This window comes from Synechococcus sp. CBW1002, assembly GCF_015840915.1.
GTDB lineage: Bacteria > Cyanobacteriota > Cyanobacteriia > PCC-6307 > Cyanobiaceae > CBW1002.
Map to the genome: position 1 here is coordinate 2,968,000 of NZ_CP060398.1, position 25,300 is coordinate 2,993,299.

23 protein-coding genes and 1 pseudogene are annotated in these 25,300 nt (G+C 53.5%); 16 read left to right on the top strand and 8 right to left on the bottom strand.

Annotated elements, in window-relative coordinates; all coding sequences use genetic code 11:
* Nucleotides 1-143: 143 nt before the first annotated feature.
* Together H8F24_RS14675 and H8F24_RS19630 are read right to left on the bottom strand one after the other, a co-directional pair.
* Nucleotides 144-1,016 (bottom strand): IS3 family transposase, encoded by an 873-nt coding sequence (locus tag H8F24_RS14675; RefSeq protein WP_231598222.1) that lies wholly within the window; start codon nt 1,014-1,016, stop codon nt 144-146.
* A 10-nt stretch (nt 1,017-1,026) separates the two neighbouring features.
* The gene (locus tag H8F24_RS19630) at nt 1,027-1,314 is read right to left on the bottom strand and encodes a transposase (RefSeq protein ID WP_231597691.1); all 288 of its coding nucleotides are present in this window, start codon (nt 1,312-1,314) and stop codon (nt 1,027-1,029) included.
* Nucleotides 1,315-1,396: 82 nt separating this feature from the next.
* Here H8F24_RS19630 and H8F24_RS14680 point away from each other — a divergent pair, with 82 nt between their 5' ends.
* Together H8F24_RS14680 and H8F24_RS14685 are read left to right on the top strand one after the other, a co-directional pair.
* Nucleotides 1,397-2,437 (top strand): IS5 family transposase, encoded by a 1,041-nt coding sequence (locus H8F24_RS14680; RefSeq protein WP_370594834.1) that lies wholly within the window; start codon nt 1,397-1,399, stop codon nt 2,435-2,437.
* A gap of 394 nt (nt 2,438-2,831) precedes the next feature.
* Entirely contained in the window at nt 2,832-3,080 is a 249-nt protein-coding gene (locus tag H8F24_RS14685) for a hypothetical protein (protein ID WP_197157207.1), read from the top strand.
* 611 nt (nt 3,081-3,691) lie between these two features.
* On the opposite strand, the gene H8F24_RS14690 is transcribed toward H8F24_RS14685, so the two are convergent.
* The 3 genes from H8F24_RS14690 to H8F24_RS14700 all read right to left on the bottom strand — a co-directional run bounded on the left by H8F24_RS14690 (nt 3,692) and on the right by H8F24_RS14700 (nt 8,431).
* On the bottom strand, nt 3,692-4,762 hold the full coding sequence (locus tag H8F24_RS14690) for a hypothetical protein (protein WP_197157209.1): 1,071 nt from the start codon (nt 4,760-4,762) through the stop codon (nt 3,692-3,694).
* A 7-nt stretch (nt 4,763-4,769) separates the two neighbouring features.
* The gene (locus H8F24_RS14695; protein WP_197170085.1) at nt 4,770-7,253 is read right to left on the bottom strand and encodes an HlyD family secretion protein; all 2,484 of its coding nucleotides are present in this window, start codon (nt 7,251-7,253) and stop codon (nt 4,770-4,772) included.
* 146 nt (nt 7,254-7,399) lie between these two features.
* Nucleotides 7,400-8,431 (bottom strand): lipopolysaccharide assembly protein LapB, encoded by a 1,032-nt coding sequence (locus tag H8F24_RS14700; RefSeq protein ID WP_197170086.1) that lies wholly within the window; start codon nt 8,429-8,431, stop codon nt 7,400-7,402.
* A 663-nt stretch (nt 8,432-9,094) separates the two neighbouring features.
* Between H8F24_RS14700 and H8F24_RS14705 the strand changes: the two genes are divergently transcribed.
* Nucleotides 9,095-10,645, top strand: coding sequence for an IS5 family transposase (locus H8F24_RS14705; RefSeq protein WP_197155761.1), 1,551 nt, complete (start codon nt 9,095-9,097; stop codon nt 10,643-10,645).
* Here the strand turns inward: H8F24_RS14705 and H8F24_RS14710 are convergent.
* Nucleotides 10,579-11,508, bottom strand: a complete 930-nt coding sequence (locus H8F24_RS14710; RefSeq protein ID WP_231598305.1) for an IS3 family transposase — start codon at nt 11,506-11,508, stop codon at nt 10,579-10,581. The genes H8F24_RS14705 and H8F24_RS14710 overlap by 67 nt on opposite strands.
* 10 nt (nt 11,509-11,518) lie before the next feature.
* The gene (locus tag H8F24_RS19635) at nt 11,519-11,806 is read right to left on the bottom strand and encodes a transposase (RefSeq protein WP_231597691.1); all 288 of its coding nucleotides are present in this window, start codon (nt 11,804-11,806) and stop codon (nt 11,519-11,521) included.
* A 138-nt stretch (nt 11,807-11,944) separates the two neighbouring features.
* On the opposite strand from H8F24_RS19635, the gene H8F24_RS14715 reads away from it, so the two are divergent.
* The 4 genes from H8F24_RS14715 to H8F24_RS14725 all read left to right on the top strand — a co-directional run bounded on the left by H8F24_RS14715 (nt 11,945) and on the right by H8F24_RS14725 (nt 15,573).
* A complete protein-coding gene (locus H8F24_RS14715; protein ID WP_197170087.1) occupies nt 11,945-12,106 on the top strand; it encodes a hypothetical protein in 162 nt (53 codons plus the stop codon).
* Between the two features lie 74 nt (nt 12,107-12,180).
* A complete protein-coding gene (gene istA, locus H8F24_RS19640) occupies nt 12,181-13,776 on the top strand; it encodes an IS21 family transposase (RefSeq protein WP_197169867.1) in 1,596 nt (531 codons plus the stop codon).
* Nucleotides 13,691-14,458, top strand: coding sequence for an IS21-like element helper ATPase IstB (gene istB / locus H8F24_RS14720; protein ID WP_231598236.1), 768 nt, complete (start codon nt 13,691-13,693; stop codon nt 14,456-14,458). Before istA (H8F24_RS19640) ends, istB begins: the two co-directional genes overlap by 86 nt.
* 218 nt (nt 14,459-14,676) lie before the next feature.
* Nucleotides 14,677-15,573 carry an IS66 family transposase gene (locus H8F24_RS14725; RefSeq protein WP_197170088.1) on the top strand — a complete coding sequence of 299 codons (897 nt, stop codon included), beginning with the start codon at nt 14,677-14,679 and terminating at the stop codon, nt 15,571-15,573.
* 217 nt (nt 15,574-15,790) lie between these two features.
* On the opposite strand, the gene H8F24_RS14730 is transcribed toward H8F24_RS14725, so the two are convergent.
* Entirely contained in the window at nt 15,791-16,663 is an 873-nt protein-coding gene (locus H8F24_RS14730; RefSeq protein ID WP_231597867.1) for an IS110 family transposase, read from the bottom strand.
* Nucleotides 16,664-17,031: 368 nt separating this feature from the next.
* On the opposite strand from H8F24_RS14730, the gene H8F24_RS14735 reads away from it, so the two are divergent.
* The 9 genes and pseudogenes from H8F24_RS14735 to istA (H8F24_RS19655) all read left to right on the top strand — a co-directional run.
* Complete coding sequence (locus tag H8F24_RS14735; RefSeq protein WP_197170089.1) at nt 17,032-18,084, top strand: transposase; 1,053 nt, start codon at nt 17,032-17,034, stop codon at nt 18,082-18,084.
* A 177-nt stretch (nt 18,085-18,261) separates the two neighbouring features.
* Nucleotides 18,262-18,549, top strand: coding sequence for a transposase (locus H8F24_RS19645; RefSeq protein ID WP_231597691.1), 288 nt, complete (start codon nt 18,262-18,264; stop codon nt 18,547-18,549).
* 49 nt (nt 18,550-18,598) lie between these two features.
* The gene (locus H8F24_RS14740; RefSeq protein WP_231598221.1) at nt 18,599-19,432 is read left to right on the top strand and encodes an IS3 family transposase; all 834 of its coding nucleotides are present in this window, start codon (nt 18,599-18,601) and stop codon (nt 19,430-19,432) included.
* Between the two features lie 731 nt (nt 19,433-20,163).
* Nucleotides 20,164-20,904: a hypothetical protein gene (locus H8F24_RS14745; protein ID WP_197170090.1), complete on the top strand. Its 741-nt coding sequence runs from the start codon at nt 20,164-20,166 to the stop codon at nt 20,902-20,904.
* A gap of 41 nt (nt 20,905-20,945) precedes the next feature.
* Nucleotides 20,946-21,473: a hypothetical protein gene (locus H8F24_RS14750; RefSeq protein ID WP_197170091.1), complete on the top strand. Its 528-nt coding sequence runs from the start codon at nt 20,946-20,948 to the stop codon at nt 21,471-21,473.
* Entirely contained in the window at nt 21,466-22,443 is a 978-nt protein-coding gene (locus H8F24_RS14755) for a sulfotransferase (protein ID WP_197170092.1), read from the top strand. The genes H8F24_RS14750 and H8F24_RS14755 overlap by 8 nt, the downstream gene beginning before the upstream one ends.
* Nucleotides 22,444-22,447: 4 nt before the next feature.
* Nucleotides 22,448-23,512, top strand: coding sequence for a hypothetical protein (locus H8F24_RS14760; protein ID WP_197170093.1), 1,065 nt, complete (start codon nt 22,448-22,450; stop codon nt 23,510-23,512).
* A gap of 161 nt (nt 23,513-23,673) precedes the next feature.
* Nucleotides 23,674-23,910, top strand: a complete 237-nt coding sequence (locus tag H8F24_RS20250) for an IS3 family transposase (RefSeq protein WP_197170094.1) — start codon at nt 23,674-23,676, stop codon at nt 23,908-23,910.
* A 236-nt stretch (nt 23,911-24,146) separates the two neighbouring features.
* A pseudogene (gene istA / locus H8F24_RS19655) lies at nt 24,147-24,986 on the top strand (IS21 family transposase); the annotation flags it as partial.
* Between the last annotated feature and the right edge of the window lie 314 nt (nt 24,987-25,300).

Below are 25,300 nucleotides of genomic sequence, written 5' to 3' on the forward strand. Positions count from 1 at the left end.
TCTGCGAGAATGGGCCAGCTGTCCAGCCCAGATGCGAGGTCAACGGGAGCGCAGCGGCTCCCTGTTCTCCTACGTGTCGATTGAGGATCGGATCCCGGCCGGCCATCCGCTGCGGCGGATCCGCAAGCTGAGGTGGGTGCCTTTTATTGGACAGTTCCGGCCCCTGACATCGTTAACCCAGGACGGGTGGAACATGGTTCGGCCTCAGTGTAGACCGCGTGGGGAGTTTTGCCTCCAAGGGAACTGTGAGGTCTTACATGGCAATACCGCCACAGGAAGCGGGCCAGGCTGATTTCAGCGTCCCAGCCATCGCTGTATGCCCGTAGGTAGACCTCCTCGTACTTGACAGTCCTCCACAGCCGTTCAACAAGGATGTTGTCGTAGCACCGCTTTCTGCCGGACCAGCTGATCTGGATCCGCTCCCCTTTGAGTCTGGCCACAAAGTCAGCGGACGTGAACTGACAGCCTTGATCGGAGTGGAAGATCTCTGGCCTACGGCCGCCTCCCAAGGCCATCTCCAGGGCCTCCAGACAGAACTTCGTGTCAAGGCTGTTGGAGAGCCTCCAGCTGAGCACATGCCTGGAATGGAGATCCATGATCGCCACCAGATAGAGGAACCCTTTCTGCAGAGGGATGTAGGTGATGTCGGTCGCCCAGACCTGATCCACCGACGTGACCTGCGTGAGGTCCACCAGGCAGGGGAACCGCACGGACGGATCACCTGGAACCGTCGTCCGGGGCTTCTGGTAGATCGCCCGTAATCCCATGCGCCGCATGAGGTTTCGCACTCGATCTCGGCTGATCGGGATACCATCTTGGGCCAGATAGTCCACCATCCGGCGGCTGCCGCTGCAGGGATCCTCCAGGTAGAGAGCATCGATCCTGGCCATGATCCGCAGCGTCGATACACGGACCGGTGTCGGCCGGTAGTACAGCGTGGATCGAGGCAGCCCCAGCAGCGCACACTGCCTGCTGATGCTGAGCTCGGGGTGGTCGTGATCGACCAGCTTGCGCAGTTCACGGGCATCAGAGCAGTTGAGACTTTTTTTTGAGCCACTCCAGCTCCATCTGCAGCCGTCCGATCTGCTGGAACAGCTCCGCCTCCTTGGCCTGCCCCTCCTCCTTGTCCTTGGTCTTCTTGCCTCGGGTGAAGAGCTCGCTGGCACCGTCCAGGAGCTGCCGCTTCCACTGGCTCACCTGGATCGGGTGGATGGCGTGGTCGGCGGCGATCTCCTGGATCGTCTTGCGGCCACTGATCGCCTCCATGGCGACCCTGGCCTTGAACTCGGGGCTGTGGGTGCGGCGCTTGCTCATCGGTGGGAGCCCCTTTCAGGGGCGGTACCCCGCCTCAGAGGTTAACGATGGGGCCTGTCCAGAAAAGCCAGACCACCTCAAGCTGGCCGATCAGGCCCTCGATCGCCTCAATCCCACCTTCTGTGATCTGTACGCCGCAGAAGGCCGGCCATCAGTGCCGCCGGAGCAACTGCTGCTGGCCTCGTTGCTGCAGGCGTTCTACGGCATCCGCTCGGAGCGGTTGCTGCTCGAGCAGCTCCACTACAACCTGCTGTTCCGCTGGTTTGTGGGGCTGAGCCCAGATGATCCGATCTGGCATCCCACCACATTCACAAAAAACCGGGAGCGGCTGCTGAACGAGCAGGTGATGGGGAAGTTCCTGGAGAAGCTGATGGGTGCTCCGGAGGTCAAGCCGCTGCTCAGTGACGAGCACTTCTCCGTCGATGGCACCTTGCTGCAGGCCTGGGCCTCCCATGCCTCACTGGAGCGGATCGATGGGCAGGACGATCCGCCGCCACCGCCGTCAGGCCCTGGCGAGGGTTTTGGCGCTCCAAAGCCCGGCAAGAAGCGAGCGAAAGGGGATTTCCGAGGCATCAAGCTCAGCAACAAGACCCACCGCTCCGGCAGTGATCCCGACGCCTTGCTGGCCCGGAAATCCAACGCCCACCCGGCTCAACCGAGCTACCGGGGTCATGTGCTCATGGACAACCGCCATGCCCTGATCGTCGATTGCAAGGTCACGCAAGCCACGGGCACCGGGGAGCGGGATGCCGCCAAAGCCATGGCCGCGGATCGTCCCGGTGCCCACCAGAAAACCATCGGTGCCGACAAGCACTACGACACCAGGGGCTTTGTCGCCGAGATGCGCCGCATCGGCGTGACGCCGCACGTGGTGCAGAACACCGCCCGATCTGGTGGTTCCGCCATCGATGGCCGCACCACCCGCCACGTGGGCTACGCCAAGTCGATCCATGCCCGCCGCGGCATCGAGAAGGTGTTTGGCTGGATCAAACAGTGGGGAGGTCTGCGCCAGTTCAAGCTGCGCGGCACCGAGAAGGTGAGTGCGGTGTTCGGCCTGAATGTGATCGCCTACAACCTGATCCGCCTGGGCAACCTGCTCAAACCGGCGATGGCGGCGGCGTGAACAGGTGGTTGCCCAGAAGTGTGCCCAGACGGCAGTGATCAGGGAGCCCCAAAGGGGCAAAACACACCAAAAGGGGAGCTCTGAGCCGCTGAAACTCTGAAAACCAGACCGAAATGAGCTGCACCAGCTCTCAGGAGGGAAAAACGCTGCTTCTCAGGCGGTTTTTCCGCAAACTCCTAGGTGATCGGGAGGGCATCAGGCAGGATTCGCGCACTAAAATCAGCAAATTCCTAATCGGGATCGGCCGACTAACTCATTGGTCAGTCGAGCCGTCGCCAGGGCAGGGAGCGCAATTCGAATCCCAGGCCACGTTTGCTTTCGGGGTCAGGCCTCCAAAGATGTCATCGGCCATGGCCCGATGTCCTCATGACCAGAGTGGCAAGGGCGCTCTGGCTTGGCCGTGGGTGTTTCGGGCGCGAGGGCGTACGCGCGTACTGGTTCGTTTGCTGACACTGGGGGACGCGTAGTCGTCCTCCAGCTCATCCCAGGGAATGAGCTCAGCAAGCTTGATCCAGCGATTGTCACCAGAGAGTTTGCCGCCAAACGGCAAGAAGAAATCCTCAAACGAGAGCTGATGACGATGCTCGCGCCGATACATGTGGAAAACTCTGGACTGCTTTTCGGCGATATCGAGCCGAATTGAGCACATTCTACAGTTGAAATCTGCTCGGATCCACTGCGGCGCAGCCGCTTTGCCCTTTCTCAGGAGGCCCCAACTGACGCTTGAGCTCCCTTGCACGCAGGAGCAGTGGTCGGTCCAAGGCTGGCGACAAGGCAGGACTCACTGTGATCCCAGCCGACATGGTCAACGCCACCGGTTCAAACACGACTGCATTGGGAGTGAATGCGTTCGCGGGTGTCAAGCAAGCTGCGAGCAGTCGGGCGATCTGCAAGAGGTGTGGACGCTTGTGCCGCAGATCCACAGCGCGCTGCGGTGACCGTGTTGATACGCCGGTTCGGCTGGGCCGTCAAAACTGGATGCGGACCTGCCACCTGTAGGAGCAGCCAAGGCTTATCCAAGTGCCAACAGCGAGTACGACGGTGGACGGCCCTGATCGAGGTTCCTCTGGAGCAGCCGCAGGTGCCCCACTGTCTCGGACGGACTTTAACGTAACCATGCATGTGGCGTGAGGTCGAAGTAGGTGGGTAGCACTACAACCCTTAGCGACCTCACATTTGATTGGCGACTAGTCAACCTCCTGAGAGAGAACCCTTAGTCCGTTGTGGAGTGATGTCCCTAGACCCCTGAAATACCTATTCATTGGTAGACAGCCTTGTGGAAAGGGGCGTAAACCTTAGGGCTCTACATAGTTTATCGCAGCGATCAATCAGCTGGGAATTGTGCATTATCTGTTTCCAGTAATCAGGTACTATTTCGCCTGGATTTGAATGGTAAGATAAGTTTGCCGATGGATCACCACCTAAGGTGATATCAAGCCACCAAGAAGTTTTATCTTGTATCGGTGAGATGGTAGTCCCTGATACTATAGAAGTCATTTTACTTAGTCGTGTGCTCATGGACATCCTTCGCTTGAAAAGCGAGGTTACAAAAGTACTAGGACTAGAGCGAGTAAGTGGTGGCTCATAGCTTGCATATTCTGAACCGATGAACTGATTAATTCGTTCAAATGAATAACGACCAGTTGCTTCAGGGTGACGCATTACGTGCACAGAGCTAGCCGTACGATGCTTGTCCTTTGATACAAGCAGTGATTCATTGATTGAGCACCACATTATGAGTGGATCCAGCGCTATGTCGGAATGAAACTCCTTAGCAATTGACCACCAAATCAGAAGTGAGTCTAAGCCGTGAATCGTGGTCAGTATTGAAGAAGCATAAAAATAAGGATCTCTAAAAAGATATATATAGCGCGCACCTGGATAATGAGATTCTAGCTGCGGAATCTCATCAGGAAATAATGCTAAGCTGAACGAAGGATCATACAGATTGCAGCTGCTGTTGGCCAAGAGCCTTTGATATACCTGTCCAAAAGTATCTCTTGAATACATCATGCTGAGATCATGATGTGCTGCTTCAAGCTGATAGGTTTCAAAGCCACCATAGATAATTCCAGACAAGGCACGAATTAAGCCATCATCAATGCTGTAAAGATCGAGAATAGAATTAACTTGTTTGAGGTGCTTAGAATCGCTTCTTATAGGAAGGTGAGTATGTGGAAGACCAATCTGCCCCAACTGACTCATTCTGTTGCTGAATGATATTGCGCCACCTCTAGGAGCACTGATAACAAAGTTTAATCGGTAAAAGTCGATGGGGTTTGGCGACGTACTTGCATGCGGTAATGCACGATGAATGGTAGTCATTACTTGGCTAGGGAAGGAGAGACCAAAGATCAACGTTGATAAACCTAGTAATGGGGGATATGAGATTTAAAAGAATACAGGTATAGCCAACATCAATTTTGGCATAACCTTTTGATCCAATAAAATTTGTAGGCAGACTATCATCTAATTGTATCTGAAGTTCAACGTATTGTAGGCCATCAAGCTCAACTGTTGATGGACTAATAGATGAAACTGTACCTTTAAATTCCTGATCCGAAACAGAATACAGTCTCAGGACACAAGGCAACTTAGTACGAACTCGTGCCCGATCATATTCAGGAATCAAGGCATTTGTCTGAGTTAGCGGCTGGGCTTTCACGGTTAATATTGTCTCTCCTGGTGTTACAGTTCTGTTCAACAATGCTCTAGTATTTGAACTGATAACTCCGTCAAAAGGCATTACAAGCGTGAGCTTACTGATACGAGCCTCTAGAGCTTCTAATGCAATTTTGCCAACTTTCAAGCTACTTTCGGCTGAACTCAATTCATCTAGAGCTTTGGATAGTTGCTCTTCTGAGTTTACATCTTGATCGATTTTCTGTTTTCTCTGCGCGATTGTTACATCTGCCAAAGCAGATGTTAACTCACTTTTGGCACCCTCTAATTCGCCTGTAAGCGCTTCTTGAGAAGATAATAGGTTTTGAAGTTGAAATTCGCTGATTGCTCCAGACTTTGTTAAACCTCTCAATTTGGTTATTTGATCATTCTGAATCTTAATCTGATTTTGTAGGGATGTAATCTTTGACTTTACTTTCTGAACCATTGCATATGCGCTTTGGAGTTCTTCATCGCGATTCTCTCCTTCAAGTTTAATACTTCCCGTGCGTATAGATTGAATAAGTGTCCTTTGAGTTCGAATATCTGAATCCAATTTTGAAATGAGTTGCATCTGCTGGCTAAGCTGAGAACTTAATGTTGGTGAGTACATTTCAAGTATCTTTGTTCCCTTTTTAAAGATAATCGATGATGGTCCAGCTTGAAAGATTTGTTTAACGACTGCCGTTTCCGTAGAACGTATGTCAAGAGATTCACCTTCGGTTACATTTGCAGAACCTGTTACGGATGCCCTGAATGGAAACAAGAATATGATAATTAGGATAAAGGCTAGGAAAATTTTGCTGCTAAAAAAACTTGTAATACCGAAGTGCAAAGAATGTAGAAATGAATTTGCCGCACCAAGGGATTGATTTGGCAATGGTTCATCAGGTGTACCTAATGTATATGATTGTGGCGTAGCACGTATAGACAACTCATCAGTTTTTTTTGAAGTACGACTTGCTATAAGTTTAGTGAAAAATGTTAAGTATAAAAAGCGGATAAGTAAAACAGTTAGTGCAATCCGGACTATTAATGCAGTCCAATGACCGGCAAACTGTGGAACCTCAGCAGATATGTTTGGTATAAGAATATTGTATAGTATAAGCATTTTGATGGTAAATGCTATCAATAAAGCAATTAGGAAAAGCAAGCTATTGATATCAGACTTTGATAAGGATATTTGACTGAATTGCCCCTTAAAAAGATGAGAGAATGTTGTAAAAGTACGCTTTACTGAAATCTTGAGATAGTTCTTAGGCATGACCCCAAAGAACTCAAGCAGTCTTCTGCCTGGAGTATTCCGTACTGGTATCAGCAAAATAATCATACTGGCCAATGCGCCTTGTATGATTGCAACTAGGATATTGAGGCGAGAATAAGGTGAGGTGTCAGGTATTGGGGTATAAATATATAAATACAGGATTGAAAAAACAACAAGATATAAGCGTACTAGCAGTGGTTGGGCGACTAATATCAATTCTTCAAGCTTAGTTGCTCGTTGCTTGATTTCCTTGCTATTTTGTTCTTTGGCTAATCTGGGCAAAAAGCCCCATTTTAGTCTAAGATATAACTTTTGATCATCTATATTTAGGGAATATGACAGAAGAATAGATATCATGACACTGATCAAGTTAATCACAATTAACATGATCAAGAGGCGCGACAAACCTGTCAGTGGATCAGACCTTTGTGACAATAATACGGCTAGTGGCTTTACCCCAAAGTAAAAACTGTATATAGTACCTACAAACAGTATTACTGTCAAAGGGAAAAGCCAAGCTTGCAGGCTGATTAAGGCTCTCGGAGGTCTTAGCAGTCCACGGGAGGTAATCCAATTAAAACTGAAAAGTAATATTTTACGATCTTCCTTTGATGTTGTTACCTTAGTGCGATCCGTTCTTGAGCCATTAGCTTGATATAAGGAACTTGTAGATCCATTCGAAGACAATGAGTCTGTCTTTGAGTTTGTCGGATAAAGATGAGGATCAACTGGAAGCAATATTCCTTTTTCACATAACCAAGAAATGTATTCATCTCGCTTAATCTCAGAGCGAGATGTATCAAAAAAGTTCTTGCAATTAGAAAAAAGAAAGTCGACCGAACCACCACTTGAATCAGCATTGAGAATGGCATCCCATTCAGATGCGGACAACTTAAACGAAGTGGTTCGGTCACCAAAATATAAACGATATTGCCCTTCTACCAGGGGAGAAGTTCGTACTGATGGATTGATACAGTAAAAACAACTATCACCTACTATCATGATAATGAATGAAAGATTAGGGAGTACAAAGGACTTTAGAATTCATCGTCATTATTATCGAATATAGTACTTTGATTCACTCCACTTTGAGATGATCCATATCCAGTTGTTTTCAACTTTTCCAGTTTTCCTGCCAAATCGTGAATCAGCTGCTCACAGCGGCTCTGCTGATCCTCTTTGGTAAGGCTTGAGGGATCTACAATTGGAGCATCGGTCGAGTCTCCATCTGGTCCAATGGACTTTGAAGCAGACATCAAGCTGGACAATGCAAATTCATAATCTTTGTCTTGATATTGAATCTTACCCCAACAATAGTTAAAGCGAGGACTGTTGCTGCTTTGCACTCGGGTAAGTTCATCCTTGGCAGCACTGTATTCACCAAGATCTATGTAGCATTCAGCCGCATCAATTGATAGGCGCTCTTTGAGTTTAGAAGGACATTCATCATTGTCTGCTGAACGAAGCACCGCCAAACCACGCACTTTATTACCCTGTGCGATGAGAATTTCACCAAGGAGGATTTGTGAATAATGATTCTTCGGATCAAGTCTCAAGCAGTTATTAAGATTGCGTTCGCATTCATCAAGCTGTCCTAGCTGAAGTTGAGCAATAGCAAGCATCCTGCGTAGCTTTGTGTCGTTAGGATTTTGAAGAACTGCTTCTCGTAAAATTTTGGCTGCGTTATCAGCATCTCCGAGCTGTTGCAAGAATGATGCTAGTGCAGTTACATCCAGCTTCTTGGTCGGCTTCTGTAGAAGAGCCCTGCTCGCGTACTCTTGTGCTAAAACTTTATTACCTTCTTGAAGCCTCAGCTTACCAATACGAGAAAGCAATCTGATGTCTTCAGGTGTTAATGAAAGTGCTTTTTCAAGGTGAGCCATTGCAACTGCGGCATCACTTTCTGATCGAGCAATTGCAGCCATGGCTACGTGATATGGAGCGTAGAGTTCCCCATCAGGAACTCCGGCCAAGATCCGCCTTGCTTCAGGAAAATTCTTCTCATTAACGATCAGAGAGCGCACCTGCTTAAAGGTAGATTTCAAGTGACCTGGAAGCACCGAAGCCATTGTTAAGCATTCCTAAACACGTGCATTTTAGCACCGTGAACTAGCGGCAGTCAACTCCGGATGCCTGGCGTTGATCTAAGATATAATTACAATCTGAAAATCTGAGTTTTTAGAATGCTCAACAGGGAGATTTTATCCGCTTTAAGGTTGCATGAATTCCTTTTCCAGTGAATTCTGAGCTGCTTTAGAACTTAAAGAGGGACTCCTGAAAAATCCAGATCCATTGCGCCCCAGCTGGTCTCAGGCATGAGAAGCCGCTAAAGTGGCCGTGAACCAGGCAATCAGTGATTGCCTTTACTCCTGATCGCTCCAGATGTACCGGAGGCACAATAACGGTCAGATCTCAATCAAGGAGTTCCACCTGCCATTTGGCGGCACACTTGATCCCGAGAATCGCTGGGTTCAACTGGAGGGGCTGAGGTGGGTGCCTTTTATTGGACAGTTCCGGCCCCTGACATCGTTAACCCAGGACGGGTGGAACATGGTTCGGCCTCAGTGTAGACCGCGTGGGGAGTTTTGCCTCCAAGGGAACTGTGAGGTCTTACATGGGGACTCCTGAAAAATCCAGATCCATTGCGCCGCAGCTGGTCTCAAGCATGAGAAACCGCTAAAGTGGCCGTGAATCAGGCAATCCGTGATTGCCTTTACTCCTGATCGTTCCATATGTACCGGAGGCACAATAACGGTCAGATCTCAATCAAGGAGTTCCACCTGCCATTTGGCGGCACACTTGATCCCGAGAATCGCTGGGTTCAACTGGAGGGGCTGATCCCATGGGATGAGCTGGAAGAAACCTATGCCCCTCAATTCAGCGCCACAATTGGCGCTCCAGCCAAATCAGTGAGAATGGCCTTTGGTGCTCTCTACATCAAACAGAAGTTAGGGCTCACCGACGAAGAGACAGTCCATCAGATCAGAGAGAACGCCTATATTCAGTTCTTTCTCGGCTTTGCGGGCTACACAGCTAAGGCACCGTTTGATGCCTCGATGATGGTGCACTTTCGCAAGCGTTTTTCTGACGAGGATCTGCGCCGTATCAACGAGCTGGTGGTGCAGCGCGGCAAAGAGATCCTTCTGGAAGCACTTGCTCAGGCAGCAGACGATGACGACCATGATGATCGTGATTCCAGTGGAGGAGGCGCTCAGCTAGAACTTGATGCGTTGATCAAGCCTGCTGACTGGCCAGAAGGAAAGAATTGGGGCACTCTCACGATTGATGCCAGTTGCACTCCAGCCGACATCACCTATCCCAGAGACCTCAAGCTCCTCAACGAGGCTCGCACAACGACCGAGCGAGTCATTGATGATCTGTGCAGTCAGTCATCGGGATTCAGGAGACATCGACCTCGCTACGACCGTGGCCTTGCTCGTGCTCATTTCCTGAGAGTGGCGAAGCAAAAACGACCACGTCGCCGCAAAGTGAAGGCTGCCATTAAACATCAGCTTGGCTATGTGCGGCAGAATCTCAAGGCCATTGATGCTCTGATCGGCTGCGGGGCAAGGCTTTCCGAGCTTAAGAGGCATTGGTGGCAGAAGTTGTTGGCCTGCAGCGAGTTGGAGCGGCAACAGGGCCTTCTGCTCGCCTCTCAGACCAACAGCATTCCAGACCGCCTGGTGAATCTTGTGCAGACCCATATCCGCCCAATGGTGCGAGGCAAAGCACGTGCTGCGGTGGAGTTTGGAGCCAAAATCAGTGTTTCGGTTCAAAACGGCTTTCCGTTCTTGCACCGCATAAGCTGGAACCCCTACAACGAAGGAGAAGACCTTATCGCTCAGGCGGAAAAATACAAGCTGGATACAGGATCTTACCCAGAGCGAATCTGCGCCGACCGGATTTATATCACGGCCAAGAATAGGCATTTCTGCACGAGGAACGGTATTCGCCTCTCCGGCAAGCGATTGGGTCGCCCGCCCAAGGATCCTGATGTCACCACTGCACACAAGCACCAGCTCCGATCTGATCAAGCTCGACGCAATGAAGTGGAAGGCGTCTTTGGCTCTGGAAAGCGCAAGTATTCCCTGGATCTGATCATGGCTCGTCTACCAGCTGGTGCCGAATCCTCCATCTCGATGGCCTTTGTCGTGATGTGCGCGGAAAAGGTCTTGAGGCTGCTGCGCCTCTTTTTTGTCCTTCTTTTTGGGTGGATCTACAGCTTTTTTATGGCCTGGTCAGCGATCAGAGCGCCTGAGGGCATCTGCAAGCCATGCTTTTGAGATCTGGCCGACTTGATGTCACCGCGCTTGCCAGCCTGATTAACGCGAAGCAAACGGACGAATCCGGCGCCGATGGGCCGAGAATCTTTTTCAGGAGTCCCTACATGGCAATACCGCCACAGGAAGCGGGCCAGGCTGATTTCAGCGTCCCAGCCATCGCTGTATGCCCGTAGGTAGACCTCCTCGTACTTGACAGTCCTCCACAGCCGTTCAACAAGGATGTTGTCGTAGCACCGCTTTCTGCCGGACCAGCTGATCTGGATCCGCTCCCCTTTGAGTCTGGCCACAAAGTCAGCGGACGTGAACTGACAGCCTTGATCGGAGTGGAAGATCTCTGGCCTACGGCCGCCTCCCAAGGCCATCTCCAGGGCCTCCAGACAGAACTTCGTGTCAAGGCTGTTGGAGAGCCTCCAGCTGAGCACATGCCTGGAATGGAGATCCATGATCGCCACCAGATAGAGGAACCCTTTCTGCAGAGGGATGTAGGTGATGTCGGTCGCCCAGACCTGATCCACCGACGTGACCTGCGTGAGGTCCACCAGGCAGGGGAACCGCACGGACGGATCACCTGGAACCGTCGTCCGGGGCTTCTGGTAGATCGCCCGTAATCCCATGCGCCGCATGAGGTTTCGCACTCGATCTCGGCTGATCGGGATACCATCTTGGGCCAGATAGTCCACCATCCGGCGGCTGCCGCTGCAGGGATCCTCCAGGTAGAGAGCATCGATCCTGGCCATGATCCGCAGCGTCGATACACGGACCGGTGTCGGCCGGTAGTACAGCGTGGATCGAGGCAGCCCCAGCAGCGCACACTGCCTGCTGATGCTGAGCTCGGGGTGGTCGTGATCGACCAGCTTGCGCAGTTCACGGGCATCAGAGCAGTTGAGACTTTTTTTTGAGCCACTCCAGCTCCATCTGCAGCCGTCCGATCTGCTGGAACAGCTCCGCCTCCTTGGCCTGCCCCTCCTCCTTGTCCTTGGTCTTCTTGCCTCGGGTGAAGAGCTCGCTGGCACCGTCCAGGAGCTGCCGCTTCCACTGGCTCACCTGGATCGGGTGGATGGCGTGGTCGGCGGCGATCTCCTGGATCGTCTTGCGGCCACTGATCGCCTCCATGGCGACCCTGGCCTTGAACTCGGGGCTGTGGGTGCGGCGCTTGCTCATCGGTGGGAGCCCCTTTCAGGGGCGGTACCCCGCCTCAGAGGTTAACGATGGGGCCTGTCCAGAAAAGCCAGACCACCTCAGCACCGCCTGGTCTGCCCCTGCTGTTCCACCAGCACCTGTGCCTCGTTACCGGCGGAGGTGGAAGTAAGCCATTACGGTCCCCGGCTCAGTGCTCTGGTGGGTCTGCTGGGTAGTGCCTTCCCGTTGAGTTTCAGCAAGACCCAGGCGCTGCTGGATCAGCTGCTGGGGGTACAGATCAGCCGGGGAGCGATGGCCACTATCCGGCGACAATCTGGTTGAGGGGCGCGCCAAACAGGTTGACCGCTCCTGAGGGGCTCTGCTGAATCCGGTTGCCATGCGCAGGGCACCGGCTCATGCCTGCTCCCCTCACCGCTCAACAGATTGCGCTGTACATGTCCAAACGACGAGCCGGCAGCCGCCAGGAGGTGGCTGCCGCAGCGGCGGGCATTTCGGTGAGCAGTGCCCACCGCATTGATGCTGGCCGCCTCCAACCCAAAGCCGCCAAGCCCCGTGGCCGGCGGCGGCCCGATCCATTGGCTGAGGTCTGGGAGCCCCTGTTGCTGCCGCTTCTGGAGCGCCATCCAGCCCTGACGCCCACCACCCTGCTGGAGCACCTGCAGGAGCAGAAGCCAGATCAAGACTGGAGTTCGCTCAAACGCACCCTGCAGCGGCGGGTGCAGCAGTGGAAGGCCTTGCACGGTCCAGCGCCGGAGGTGATGTTCCCGCTGGCCTACCAGCCTGGAGAGATCGGCTTCTGCGATTTCACCCGGCTGAAACGGGTGGCGATCACCCTGCGCGGCGAACCATTTCCCCACCTGCTGTTCCACTACCGCCTGGCCTGGAGCGGCTGGGCTTATGGGCAACTCATCCATGGTGGCGAGAGCTTTGTCGCCCTTTCAGAAGGGCTGCAGAACGCCCTGGCCGCCTGCGGTGGGGTGCCCAAGGAGCTGCGCACCGATCGACTGTCGGCCGCCAGCCGCAATCGGGATGGCAGCTACGCCCTCGACATCACCCCCCGCCACCAGGCGCTCTGCGCCCACTACGGCCTCAGTGCCAGCCGCAATAACCGCGGCGTGGCTCACGAGAACGGCATCATCGAGGCTCCCCATGGCCATGTGAAACGTCGGCTGGAGCAGAAGCTGATCCTGCGGGGCAGCTGCGATTTCGAGGAGCCCGCCGAATACGCCCAGCTGCTCGCTGAGGTGTTCTGTGCCCTCAACGCCCCCCGGCAGCAGCGTTACGAGCAGGAGCTGGAGCACCTGGGGCCCCTGCCGGCCTTCCGCTTTGCCGACTACGAGCTGCTCACAGTGCGGGTGCGCAGCACCAGCACGATCGAGGTGCGGCAGGTGATCTACTCAGTGCCGCCCACCCTGATCGGCCGCCAGGTCATGGTGCGGCTGCACCACGACCGGCTGGTGGTGTTCCTGGGCAGCGACTGGGTCTGCCAGCTCCCCCGCCTCTATGGCGCCTCTGGTGGCAAGCGGGCCTGGTGCATCGATCTGGAGCACCTGATCGATGCCCTGCGGGCCAAGCCCCGGGCCCTGCTCCATTGCCGCTACCAGCGCTACCTCTTCCCTGATTCCCGCTGGTGGGACTTCTGGCAGCAACTCCTGGTCGGCGGTGACCGTGACGCCGCTGCCCGGCTGATGGTCGAGGCCCTGTATGTGGCGGTGCGGGTGGCCTCCTATGCGCTGGTGCTCGCCTTCCTGGAGCAGGCCCAACGCCGCCAGACCCTTTCGCTGTCGGCTCTGCAGCAGCGATTCCGCGTTCCTCCCCGTTGCCAGAGCCTCCCCGATCCCGCCATCCCCCAACACCTGCTGGCTACCTATGACCACCTCGTCCCCATGCCCGCGCTCTGCGGCGGTGGAAGCGGCGCTGCCGCTCCTGCTCAAACAGCTGAAACTGGCGCGCTTCCGCAGTCACTGGCAGCCGCTGGCCGATCAGGCTGATGCCCAGGGCTGGAGCCCGGGCCAGTTCCTCTACGCCCTCTGTGAGCAGGAACTGGAACAACGGCAGATTGCCCGCCAGCAACGCCTGCTGCGCGGTGCCCATCTCCCGTGGCAGAAAGGTCTCGATGGCTTTGACCACCAGCACCTCGAGCCCCACCACTGGCAGGAGCTCCAAGGCCTGACGCGGCAGACCACCTGGCTCCTGCAGGCGGAGAACCTGCTGCTGTTTGGTCCCAGCGGTGTGGGCAAGACCCACCTGGCCATTGCCATCACGATGGCGATGGCGGCGCAGGACCAGGCCTGCCGCTTCTTCCCGGCCACCACGCTGGTGCAGCTGCTGCAGAAGGCCAAGGCGGCCTACGACCTGCCGGCGATGCTCCAGAAGCTCGATCGCTATGCCCTGCTGGTGATCGACGACATCTCCTACGTGCGCCGCAGCGAACTGGAGACCTCGGTGCTGTTTGAGCTGATCTGCCACCGCTACGAGCGGAAATCCCTGCTGGTGACCAGCAACCAGCCGTTCCGGGAGTGGGACGACATCTTCCCGAGCGGATCGATGACCGTGGCCGCGGTGGACCGGTTGGTGCACCACTGCCACATCATCGGGATCAAGGGCGAGAGCTACCGGCAGAAGGCAGCTGCCGCAAGGGTTTCCAAGGATTCCAGCAACCCGCCAACGTAATTGACGCGGACGTCATGGCCGCCACGATCAACGGCAACACCGGCCCAGCCCGGCAAAACCAAGGCGGCGACACGAAAACTGGCCCTCTCGCCATGAGATTGAGGCCAGAACCACAACTTGATTGACGCGCCACGACAGCCATGGGCACGATCGAGGCCCCATCAGGATTTCAGGCCTGGTGCCGCAGCAAAATTCAACCGGCTCACCGGTCAACCTGATTGGCACAAGCCATCAACCTGATTGACACGGGACAGGCCACTATCCGCCAGCGCTTGAGTGCAGCACTGGAGCAGCCCATGCAGGAGGCCCTTGCGTTTGCCCGTCAGCAGTCGGTGGTCTATGTCGATGAAACCGGTGCCCCCACCGGTAATGCCGATGGGGGCAACCCCGATGGCCGGCGCGGCTGGGAGTGGGTCATGGTGACCGCCATGGGGGTGACAGTGTTCTTGCAGAGCCTGAGCCGCTCGGCTGCCGCCGCGATCGACCTGCTCGGGAATGCCTTTGGCGGAATTGTGGTGAGCGATCGCTTCTCCGCCTACAACCATCTCCCGCTGGAGCAGCGCCAGCTGTGCTGGGCGCACGTGATCCGCGATCTCACTGCCATCGCTGACCGTCAGGGCGCCAGCGGTGAGATTGGAGCGGAGCTGCTGGGCCTGCAGCAGCAGCTGTTTGCCCAGTGGCACCGCTACAAAGACGGAACGATCGACTGGTCCACGTTGCAGCAGGGCTGTCGGCCGATCCGCCAGGCGTTTGTGGGCACGCTGCATCGGGTTGTGGAGCTGGGCTGCCAGCGCGGCGAGCGAACGCCGTGGGCCAAGACGGTGCGTACCTGCCATCAGTTGCTGCAAGTGAGCGATGGCCTCTGGACCTTCCTGGAGATTGAAGGGATCGAGCCCACCAACAACGCAGCCGAGCGTGCCCTGCGCCATTCGGTGATTCAGCGCAAGATCAGCCATGGCGTCCAATCCCGCCAGGGTGCAATCTGCCGCAGCAGGTTGCTCACGGTCACCACCAGCCTGCGGCAACAGGGCCGTGATATCTGGCAGTTCCTGGAGCAGGCCTTGATCGCCCATCATCGTGGCGGTGAGATGCCATCGCTGTTGCCGAATCCCTGAGCCGGCCGTCATCGATCGTGGTGTCTGTGGTCGCTTGGTGATCAGCGATCAAGGGCGGTGAATGCTGCGCGGCTGCGTCACGGCCCCTGAACGGATACAGAAATCCAGCCTTCACTCCCACCGGGGTGGCGGCCCAATCGGCTTCTGAAATCCCGGCCGGTGGGGTGGTCATCGCAAGGAGTCTCTTACTGAGATGCAACCAGGAATCAAGCCACCGTCAAGGGTTCAGCAAGCCCGATGTTCGTTGCGAGCTGTCCCGACTCCTGAACGGGTACTCCCCAGGTTGACTGCCTGGATCTTGATAGTCCGAGCCGGCAAGCTCTGTCATCAATGATTGTGCCGCAAGCTCGCAGGCCCTGATCTTCTCTGAATAGGTGTCAAAGAGCTCAACTGCGATCTTCAAAGAGAACAAGTGATCGTCTTGGTAGTTCCCCTCAAGAGCAGCCGCAATTGTTGCCGCGCTCTCCTTGCAGCGTCTGTCTCGGAGAGAAGCGAGTCTTTCGGGGTCCCTCTCACCTGAAAGTATGGCATCGATGATTCGCCTACCGGTTAGTCCGCTGATATCTCTGACAACATGATGAAGCTGAAGATTCATAAGCATCAGCGCCTTCTGGATGTGTTGCTGATGAGACGAGCGGTATCGAACAAGTTGATCACGCTGCCGCAGATATGAGCGTAGTTCTGTGATTTTTTGGTCTGGACGAAAGCTTGCTCTCACCAGGCCGTAGCTGTGGAGCTGCTGAAGCCATTGTGCATCGTTGATATCCGTCTTGCGGCCCGGAACATTCTTGGCGTGCCTGGCATTAACAAGAAAGACGTCAATGCCTTTGCCAGAGAGAATCTCGTAAAGCGGAACCCAGTAGATTCCAGTGGACTCCATGGCAATGGTGCTAATTCCAACTGCCAGCAGCCATTCGGCGAGTGCGATTAGATCCTTTGTGAAGCTTGAAAACTTGCGGACGGGATTCGGATCAAGCTCGACAGGAACAGCAACAACGTGGAATCTACTGCCGACATCAATTCCAGCGGAACGAGGGTTAATGACTTTCAGACGAGCTCGGCGCTTGCCTGCTGAAATTGGTTCTCCCATGGCTTAAGGACTCACTAGGTGATCGGGAGGGCATCAGGCAGGATTCGCGCACTAAAATCAGCAAATTCCTAATCGGGATCGGCCGACTAACTCATTGGTCAGTCGAGCCGTCGCCAGGGCAGGGAGCGCAATTCGAATCCCAGGCCACGTTTGCTTTCGGGGTCAGGCCTCCAAAGATGTCATCGGCCATGGCCCGATGTCCTCATGACCAGAGTGGCAAGGGCGCTCTGGCTTGGCCGTGGGTGTTTCGGGCGCGAGGGCGTACGCGCGTACTGGTTCGTTTGCTGACACTGGGGGAGGTAGCAGACGATGACGACCATGATGATCCTGATTCCAGAGGAGGAGGCGCTCAGCTGGAACTTGATACGTTGATCAAGCCTGCTGACTGGCCAGAAGGAAAGAATTGGGGCACTCTCACGATTGATGCCAGTTGCACTCCTGCCGACATTACCTATCCCAGAGACCTCAGGCTCCTCAACGAGGCTCGCACAACGACCGAGCGAGTCATTGATGATCTGTGCACTCAGTCATCGGGATTCAGGAGACATCGACCTCGCTACGACCGTGGCCTTGCTCGTGCTCATTTCCTGAGAGTGGCGAAGCAAAAACGGCCACGCCGCCGAAAAGTGAAGGCTGCCATTAAACATCAGCTTGGATATGTGCGGCAGAATCTCAAAGCCATTGATGCTCTGATCGGCCGTGGGGCAAGGCTTTCTGAGCTCAAGAGGCATTGGTGGCAGAAGTTGTTGGCCTGCAGCGAGTTGGAGCGGCAGCAGGGCCTTCTGCTCGCCTCTCAGACCAACAGCATTCCAGACCGCCTGGTGAACCTTGTGCAGACCCATATCCGCCCAATGGTGCGAGGCAAAGCACGTGCTGCGGTGGAGTTTGGTGCCAAAATCAGTGTTTCGGTTCAAAACGGCTTTCCGTTCTTGCACCGCATCAGCTGGAACCCCTACAACGAAGGAGAAGACCTGATCGCTCAGGCGGAAAAATACAAGCTGGATACAGGATCTTACCCAGAGCGCATCTGCGCCGACCGGATTTATATCACGGCCAAGAATAGGCATTTCTGCATGAGGAACGGTATTCGTCTCTCCGGCAAGCGATTGGGCCGCCCGCCCAAGGATCCTGATGTCACCACTGCACACAAGCAGCAGCTCCGATCTGATCAAGCTCGACGCAATGAAGTGGAAGGCGTCTTTGGCTCTGGAAAGCGCAAGTATTCCCTGGATCTGATCATGGCTCGTCTACCAGCTGGTGCCGAATCCTCCATCTCGATGGCCTTTGTCGTGATGTGCGCGGAAAAGGTCTTGAGGCTGCTGCGCCTCTTTTTTGCCCTTCTTTTTGGGTGGATCTACAGCTTTCTTATGGCCTGGTCAGCGATCAGAGCGCCTGCGGTCATCTGCAAGCCAGCCTTTTGAGATCTGGCCCACTTGATGTCACTGCGCTTGCCGGCCTGATTAACGCGAAGCAAACGGACGAATTCGGCGCGGATGGGCCGAGAATCTTTTTCAGGAGTGAGGTGGTCTGGCTTTTCTGGACAGGCCCCATCGTTAACCTCTGAGGCGGGGTACCGCCCCTGAAAGGGGCTCCCACCGATGAGCAAGCGCCGCACCCACAGCCCCGAGTTCAAGGCCAGGGTCGCCATGGAGGCGATCAGTGGCCGCAAGACGATCCAGGAGATCGCCGCCGACCACGCCATCCACCCGATCCAGGTGAGCCAGTGGAAGCGGCAGCTCCTGGACGGTGCCAGCGAGCTCTTCACCCGAGGCAAGAAGACCAAGGACAAGGAGGAGGGGCAGGCCAAGGAGGCGGAGCTGTTCCAGCAGATCGGACGGCTGCAGATGGAGCTGGAGTGGCTCAAAAAAAAGTCTCAACTGCTCTGATGCCCGTGAACTGCGCAAGCTGGTCGATCACGACCACCCCGAGCTCAGCATCAGCAGGCAGTGTGCGCTGCTGGGGCTGCCTCGATCCACGCTGTACTACCGGCCGACACCGGTCCGTGTATCGACGCTGCGGATCATGGCCAGGATCGATGCTCTCTACCTGGAGGATCCCTGCAGCGGCAGCCGCCGGATGGTGGACTATCTGGCCCAAGATGGTATCCCGATCAGCCGAGATCGAGTGCGAAACCTCATGCGGCGCATGGGATTACGGGCGATCTACCAGAAGCCCCGGACGACGGTTCCAGGTGATCCGTCCGTGCGGTTCCCCTGCCTGGTGGACCTCACGCAGGTCACGTCGGTGGATCAGGTCTGGGCGACCGACATCACCTACATCCCTCTGCAGAAAGGGTTCCTCTATCTGGTGGCGATCATGGATCTCCATTCCAGGCATGTGCTCAGCTGGAGGCTCTCCAACAGCCTTGACACGAAGTTCTGTCTGGAGGCCCTGGAGATGGCCTTGGGAGGCGGCCGTAGGCCAGAGATCTTCCACTCCGATCAAGGCTGTCAGTTCACGTCCGCTGACTTTGTGGCCAGACTCAAAGGGGAGCGGATCCAGATCAGCTGGTCCGGCAGAAAGCGGTGCTACGACAACATCCTTGTTGAACGGCTGTGGAGGACTGTCAAGTACGAGGAGGTCTACCTACGGGCATACAGCGATGGCTGGGACGCTGAAATCAGCCTGGCCCGCTTCCTGTGGCGGTATTGCCATGTAAGACCTCACAGTTCCCTTGGAGGCAAAACTCCCCACGCGGTCTACACTGAGGCCGAACCATGTTCCACCCGTCCTGGGTTAACGATGTCAGGGGCCGGAACTGTCCAATAAAAGGCACCCACCTCAGAGTCCCTAAAGAAAAACACACCGTTCGACAACCACCATTGATTGACTTTGCCAAACCTCGTCTGTTCGAGTGAACAATATCCTTGGCTTCCTCGCTTGCAAGTTTGTTGCTAGGTTGCTCTTCTCGTGAGCTTGAACCCTAAGCATAGTCAATCGAGATTAGCGTAGTTGCGCAAGTTAAGATGTGTCGAGTCGAACACACATCAATTACTCATCTAAAATGAACATTACGTTAAAGCAGCTATACTTTTTGACGTATGTCTATTCATGGCAGCTTATATTAACCCAAATATTATTTGCCTCTAACTAATGGGATGCAAAGACAATGTCTATGCCTGTCTTATTGGTCTTGGGCGTGGGATCACTTCAAATAGCAGATGCAATAACTTGATCAGACCGACCTAATCTGAATAATTCTCACTATCGCTCAGACAAGCCTCAATCAGTATAGTCAACGTGGTCGGCCTCTGCCTCAACCACTAGATGATCACTGCGTGGTGCTCTCGGTAGATCGCCGAAGTGGAACAATGGATGCCATATTGAACACAGCCATGCCATGCTCTCTGAGCATCAGCCGTCGTTTCGGCGTCTCTATTGCTCGTTTCCCGTTCTGAAAGGACTGTTCGAAGCGCGGCCTTCCCCTTGTTTGATTGTCAGCACGAATGGTGAACCCTCACCAATCCTGGTTTAATCTTAATCTGTGATCCACAGTATCCATGTTTACTCTTTTCCTGCCTGGCAGTTTTCGCCGCAGTTCAGATTATGTCTGGTTGAGTAAATGCTTGGCTCATAATAGCGACTTTTATACTGTTGATTATCCGGTTAGCTCTACTGTAGCCAAATTAAACTCTGAGTTCTATGTTTCAGACTGTTTACTACAGGTTCGTCGTGAACTAATCTATGGTAGCCAATCAACATCAGATTCAAGACTTTCGATTGCCTATGAGGAGTCAGTCATTGGATCATTTTTAGGGCAAGTTAGGAAACGTCATGGCAAATCAATTTCTGATCATGAGATCCTTTCTCAAACACTAATCATTGGTCATAGTCAAGGAGCAGGGCACGCCGCAGTTATTGCTATGGATAACAGTCTTAACGGCGTACTGCTCATTTCAGGACCAGCTGATTCATACCAGCATGTTCCTTCTTCCTGGACCGGGATCAGGGCAAGAACTTCCAGAAGTCGTTATAAAATGTTTGTCCATGCTGAAGATAGACATTCGAGAATGTGTCTATACCATTCAACACTTCTTGGATTACAGAATATTAGCGTACTCACGGAGTCATCTAAACTAGAAGATATCATATCCAGTCAAGTTGTCATTGACACACGGCCCTTGCCCCCCTTAAAATCACATGACTGCTTGACGTTCGATTCCGAAAAGCTTGATGACTTCAATAAGTTATATTTATCTGCAGTTATTGCCAAACATAATTCAGCTCTAGTGCCTTTTTAATGAGTACTTACTCGCGTTAATTGAACTTAATCGATTCAGCAATGAAGACCTCCCCGTTTTTTAATTTCCTTCCCCCTGCATCTGTGGACAACTCTTCTCATGAACCTCATGACAATGAAGATTCGCAGCACGAGATCGCCAATTCCATCGACTCTTATCTCGAAGTCTTGATGGAACGAGCTAATCTTGACAGCACTGTTGCTGGTCGAGAAAATAGTATTGAATACAATACACTGACGCAGATTGTTTCAGTTTCCCGAAAAGATGCTGATCAATCTTACGTTGATGTCTCCGATGACGAAGATGCTGAACATCAGCTTGATCCACAGCCATCAAGTTCTGAGCTTGTAGCGGAGCCCTTCAGTGAGATGGAGTCTGAAAATGCTCATGTAGCGTTATTTAAATTTTTGTTTGAGCCAATTGATTCTTCTACTGTAAATGACGAGTCACCTGATTTAGTTCTTTCCACTGAACTCATTAATGATCTTCAGGACCTGAAGGACAGGATGCAACATCGCTACAATGTCATAAGGCGCAATCTTTTCAACAGCTCAAATGGTCATGATTGATCCTATTTTTTTATTGAGTCCGCCTCGTTCTTTCTCATCAGTTGTTTCGTCTATTATTGGCCAGCATCCTGATCTCTATTGTTTTCCTGAGCTCCACCTTCTTTATCGTGATGACATAGGTCATTTACTATCTAATAAGTCAAACATCAAGTATGCAAGATTTGCACCTAGTGGCCTTCTGAGAGCAATCGCACAGGTTCACGAAAACAAACAAGATAGTGCAGCCTGTAGCCGTGCTTGGATGTGGCTGGCGAACAATCAGTCAATGACTAGCAAGCAGCTGTTTGAATATCTATGCAATGCCTATTATCCTAGGGTCTGTATCGAGAAGTCGCCGCCAAATACTAAGACAATTGATCGCATGATCAGATTATTTAAATACTATCCAAATGCCAAATTTATTCATCTTACGCGAAGTGTTGTCGGTGCTTCAAAATCTTTGAAGGAGTTCTTCGAGTTTAGGCGTACAGTTAATAGTCCTGCGGCAGGGCATCCTATGGTTAAGGAGAACTATGCTTTAATGTGGTATGCCATGCATCGCAATATACTGAAGTTTCGCTCTATTGTTCCGCCTTCCAACTTCCTTACTGTTAGTGGGGAGGCAATTCTATCTGATCCACGAGTAGTTCTACCTCAACTATGTCGCTGGCTTGGTGTCTCGGACGATAGTTTATGCATTGATGAGATGCTCAAGCCTGAGGCGTCCCCTTATGCCTTTTATGGTCCACGTATGGCACCTTGTGGCAATGATCCGAAGTTTATAACTAATCCGGAGTTTCGGCAAATGAGGCGAAAAAAATATTCTCAATACGATGTACGGGAGTATCTTCTTTCTAATGGACGACCTGCATTTACTCGTTCCTACCTTGATAAGCTTGATGATGAAGCAACTATAGAACGCCTACATTCCTGGGATTACTCTATGCTTGAACTAGTTATGGATATGGAGGCACAACTTGGCTACGCCTGAACGAATGAATTTACTTTCTATTCCCCTCCCTGGAGGGACCAACGATACTCAGCAAATATTGGCTGTCCATCAGTCAATTAATTCTGTCGGAATGTGGATTCTTCTTTCTACGACTTCTTCTCGCACTCTTGTCTACTGTACATCATCTAATTCTGATTCATGCTTTGTACTTCCGTACAATTTTGTTTATCTTGGTTCATCGCTCAATGGTGAGTTATTTTTCATAACTGACGAAACCGAAAGCGCTAAATCCTTGTTGTATATTATAAATTTTGATCCTTCTTTTGGCATCAAGGTGACTAACGTTAATATTAAGTTTAAGCCCAGTCATTTGAATGAACTACTTAAATACTGTAAGCCTCGTATTGACCTGGCAGGTTCTTCTACTTTGAATAATTCTCCTTTACTTAATGATAATGCGCTCAACGAGGCTACCTTAACTTCTGTTTGTGTTCCATTCCATAGTTATCGCGATGTTTTATCTATTAGAAATATTACACTGCCAATATCATCTTGTTATGAATGCAATTCAAGCATTGCCAACGCTATCTCTGTCTTTCAATCTCACTATCCGTACCTGTCGCTTGTTGATGCTATTGAGCTCCGTGATCATTCGGTTGTACTTATAGCCAATGATTCTTCTATAAGAACTTTGAGTTGTGGGGTTGAATCCAGACTGTTTACCTGTAAGGGCTCGGCTAAGCCAACCCTTGTTCTTGGACGTTCTCTCTTCTCCATTGATAATTCATTATCGATAGCACCTTCTGCGTCAGGCTTAGTTCACCCATCACTAGGCTTAGTCTTAGCCTCTTCACATGATTGTGACTTGTCTGCTAAGGTTTGTCAGTCTAACATGCTTTGTGTATTAAGCCTAGATTATACCACAACTTCTATGTTTTGTTCATCTGACAATGGTTCTACATTTTTTTTAGTCGATAAAGTAGTGCATCGTGATCATGACCTTGTGCCGATGCTTATTCATCATCTTGATCATTCCCAAACCCTCTTTTATTCCTCTCGAGTTGATCGCTCAGCTATTTATTTCTTAAATAATTTTTTCATTTCATAACCTTTGTGCCAGGTCACAACTTTTCTGATTTGCAACTCGTTCATACCATGAGTTAAGTTTTGAATTTCTCGTCGTAATGTGTAGATTGCATTATATCTGCAGTTATGCTCCTTGCCATATGTGGCTTCTATGTCTAGTGGCAACGGCAGGAGACGCCGGGAATGCAGGTAACTCAGAACGCTCTGATTACCGCTGAGATTCAGTTGGTTTTCGAGCAGCATCGTGACTACTACGGTTCCTCGCGCTTGCACCGTGAACTGATGGCTTCCGGCCACAGGGTTTTTCGTCACCGCGTCGCCCGGCTCATGAGACGTGCACAGCTCAATGGCAGAACCCGCAAGGCGTTCCGGCCCTGCCGTCAGGACAGCGGTTCGGCGATATTACCTAGGGCCTCCTGAGAAAGGGCAAAGCGGCTGCGCCGCAGTGGATCCGAGCAGATTTCATCGGCGCGGCGGAGGGGAACTGCTTGCGCAGCATCTCGGTGACCCGCTGCCAATGGGTGTCCGGCGACGATTAGGTAGGCGGGTCCGCGCAACTACATAGGCGGGTCTCAGGACGCGACAACAGGGTTCCGATTCCGGTCTGGAGCCCTGCCATGCCCGCCCCTCTGTCGTTGCGGATCAAGGAGCGGTACATGGCAAAACGGGCCAATGGGCTCAGCCAACAGGTGGCGGCTGATGCGGCGGGGATTTCGGTGCGCAGCGCGCAACGGATCGATCGGGGTGAGCTGCAGCCCGAGGGGCAACAGCAGCAGCGGGGTCGCCATTGGCGCACCCGAGCCGATCCCCTGGCCGAGGTCTGGGAGAGCGTGCTGGTGCCGATGCTTGAGAAGGCGCCGCAACTGGAACCCCAGACCCTGCTGCTTCACCTGGAACAGCTCAGGCCTGGCGAGGAGTGGTACCGGCGCAAGCGGACCCTGCAGCGCCGCGTCGAGCAGTGGCGGGCCCTGCACGGCCCGGCCCAGGAGGTGATGTTCCTGCAGCAGCACCGGGCCGGTGTACTGGGGATCTCGGATTTCACGTTGCTCAAAGGTGAGCCGATCACCGTGGCGGGGGAGGTGCTGGAGCACCGGCTGTTCCACTTCCGCCTGCCCTATTCGGGCTGGTGCCATGTGGCGGTGATCCACGGCGGCGAAAGCTTTGTCGCCCTATCCGAGGCCCTGCAAAACGCTCTCGCTCTTTGCGGTGGGGTGCCGGCGGAGCACCGCACCGACAGCCTGAGTGCTTGCTTCCGCAACCGCGACGGCAGCTACGCCGGCGATTACACGAGCCGTTACCGCGAGCTGTGCGCCCACCTGGGGGTGATCGCCACCCGCAACAACCGCGGCGTTGCCCACGAGAACGGCGCGATCGAGGGCCCGCACCGGCACTGGAAACATCGGCTGGAGCAGCAGCTGATCCAGCGCGGCAGCCGTGATTTCGCCACCGAGGCCGACTACCGGCAGCTCGTCGCCCAGGTCACCAACACGCTCAACAGCCGCTACCAGGTGCAGGGGAACCTGGAGATTGAGCAGCTGCATCTCCAGCCCCTGCCGGTGGAGCGCTTTGCCGACTACGAGCCGGTGGTGGCGCGGGTGCGGAGCACCAGCACGATCGAGGTGCGCTCGGTCACCTACAGCGTCCCCTCGCGGCTGATCGGCCAGCAGCTGACGGTGCACTTGCGCCATGACCGGCTGGATCTGTTCCTGCGCAGCAAGTTCGTGGAGACCCTGCCACGGTTGCGTCGGCGAGCGGGAGAAAGCGGGCCGTTGCGGCGGATCGATTTCCGCCACGTGATCGAGAGTCTGCG

Coding starts and splice junctions, on each gene's coding strand:
- H8F24_RS19630 (WP_231597691.1), bottom strand. CDS start 1,314: ATGAGCAAGCGCCGCACCCACAGCCCCGAGTTCAAGGCCAGGGTCGCC.
- H8F24_RS14690 (WP_197157209.1), bottom strand. CDS start 4,762: ATGACTACCATTCATCGTGCATTACCGCATGCAAGTACGTCGCCAAAC.
- H8F24_RS14700 (WP_197170086.1), bottom strand. CDS start 8,431: ATGGCTTCGGTGCTTCCAGGTCACTTGAAATCTACCTTTAAGCAGGTG.
- H8F24_RS14705 (WP_197155761.1), top strand. CDS start 9,095: ATGTACCGGAGGCACAATAACGGTCAGATCTCAATCAAGGAGTTCCAC.
- H8F24_RS19635 (WP_231597691.1), bottom strand. CDS start 11,806: ATGAGCAAGCGCCGCACCCACAGCCCCGAGTTCAAGGCCAGGGTCGCC.
- istA (WP_197169867.1), top strand. CDS start 12,181: ATGCCTGCTCCCCTCACCGCTCAACAGATTGCGCTGTACATGTCCAAA.
- H8F24_RS14730 (WP_231597867.1), bottom strand. CDS start 16,663: ATGGGAGAACCAATTTCAGCAGGCAAGCGCCGAGCTCGTCTGAAAGTC.
- H8F24_RS19645 (WP_231597691.1), top strand. CDS start 18,262: ATGAGCAAGCGCCGCACCCACAGCCCCGAGTTCAAGGCCAGGGTCGCC.
- H8F24_RS14745 (WP_197170090.1), top strand. CDS start 20,164: ATGTTTACTCTTTTCCTGCCTGGCAGTTTTCGCCGCAGTTCAGATTAT.
- H8F24_RS14750 (WP_197170091.1), top strand. CDS start 20,946: ATGAAGACCTCCCCGTTTTTTAATTTCCTTCCCCCTGCATCTGTGGAC.
- H8F24_RS14755 (WP_197170092.1), top strand. CDS start 21,466: ATGATTGATCCTATTTTTTTATTGAGTCCGCCTCGTTCTTTCTCATCA.
- H8F24_RS14760 (WP_197170093.1), top strand. CDS start 22,448: ATGAATTTACTTTCTATTCCCCTCCCTGGAGGGACCAACGATACTCAG.
- H8F24_RS20250 (WP_197170094.1), top strand. CDS start 23,674: ATGCAGGTAACTCAGAACGCTCTGATTACCGCTGAGATTCAGTTGGTT.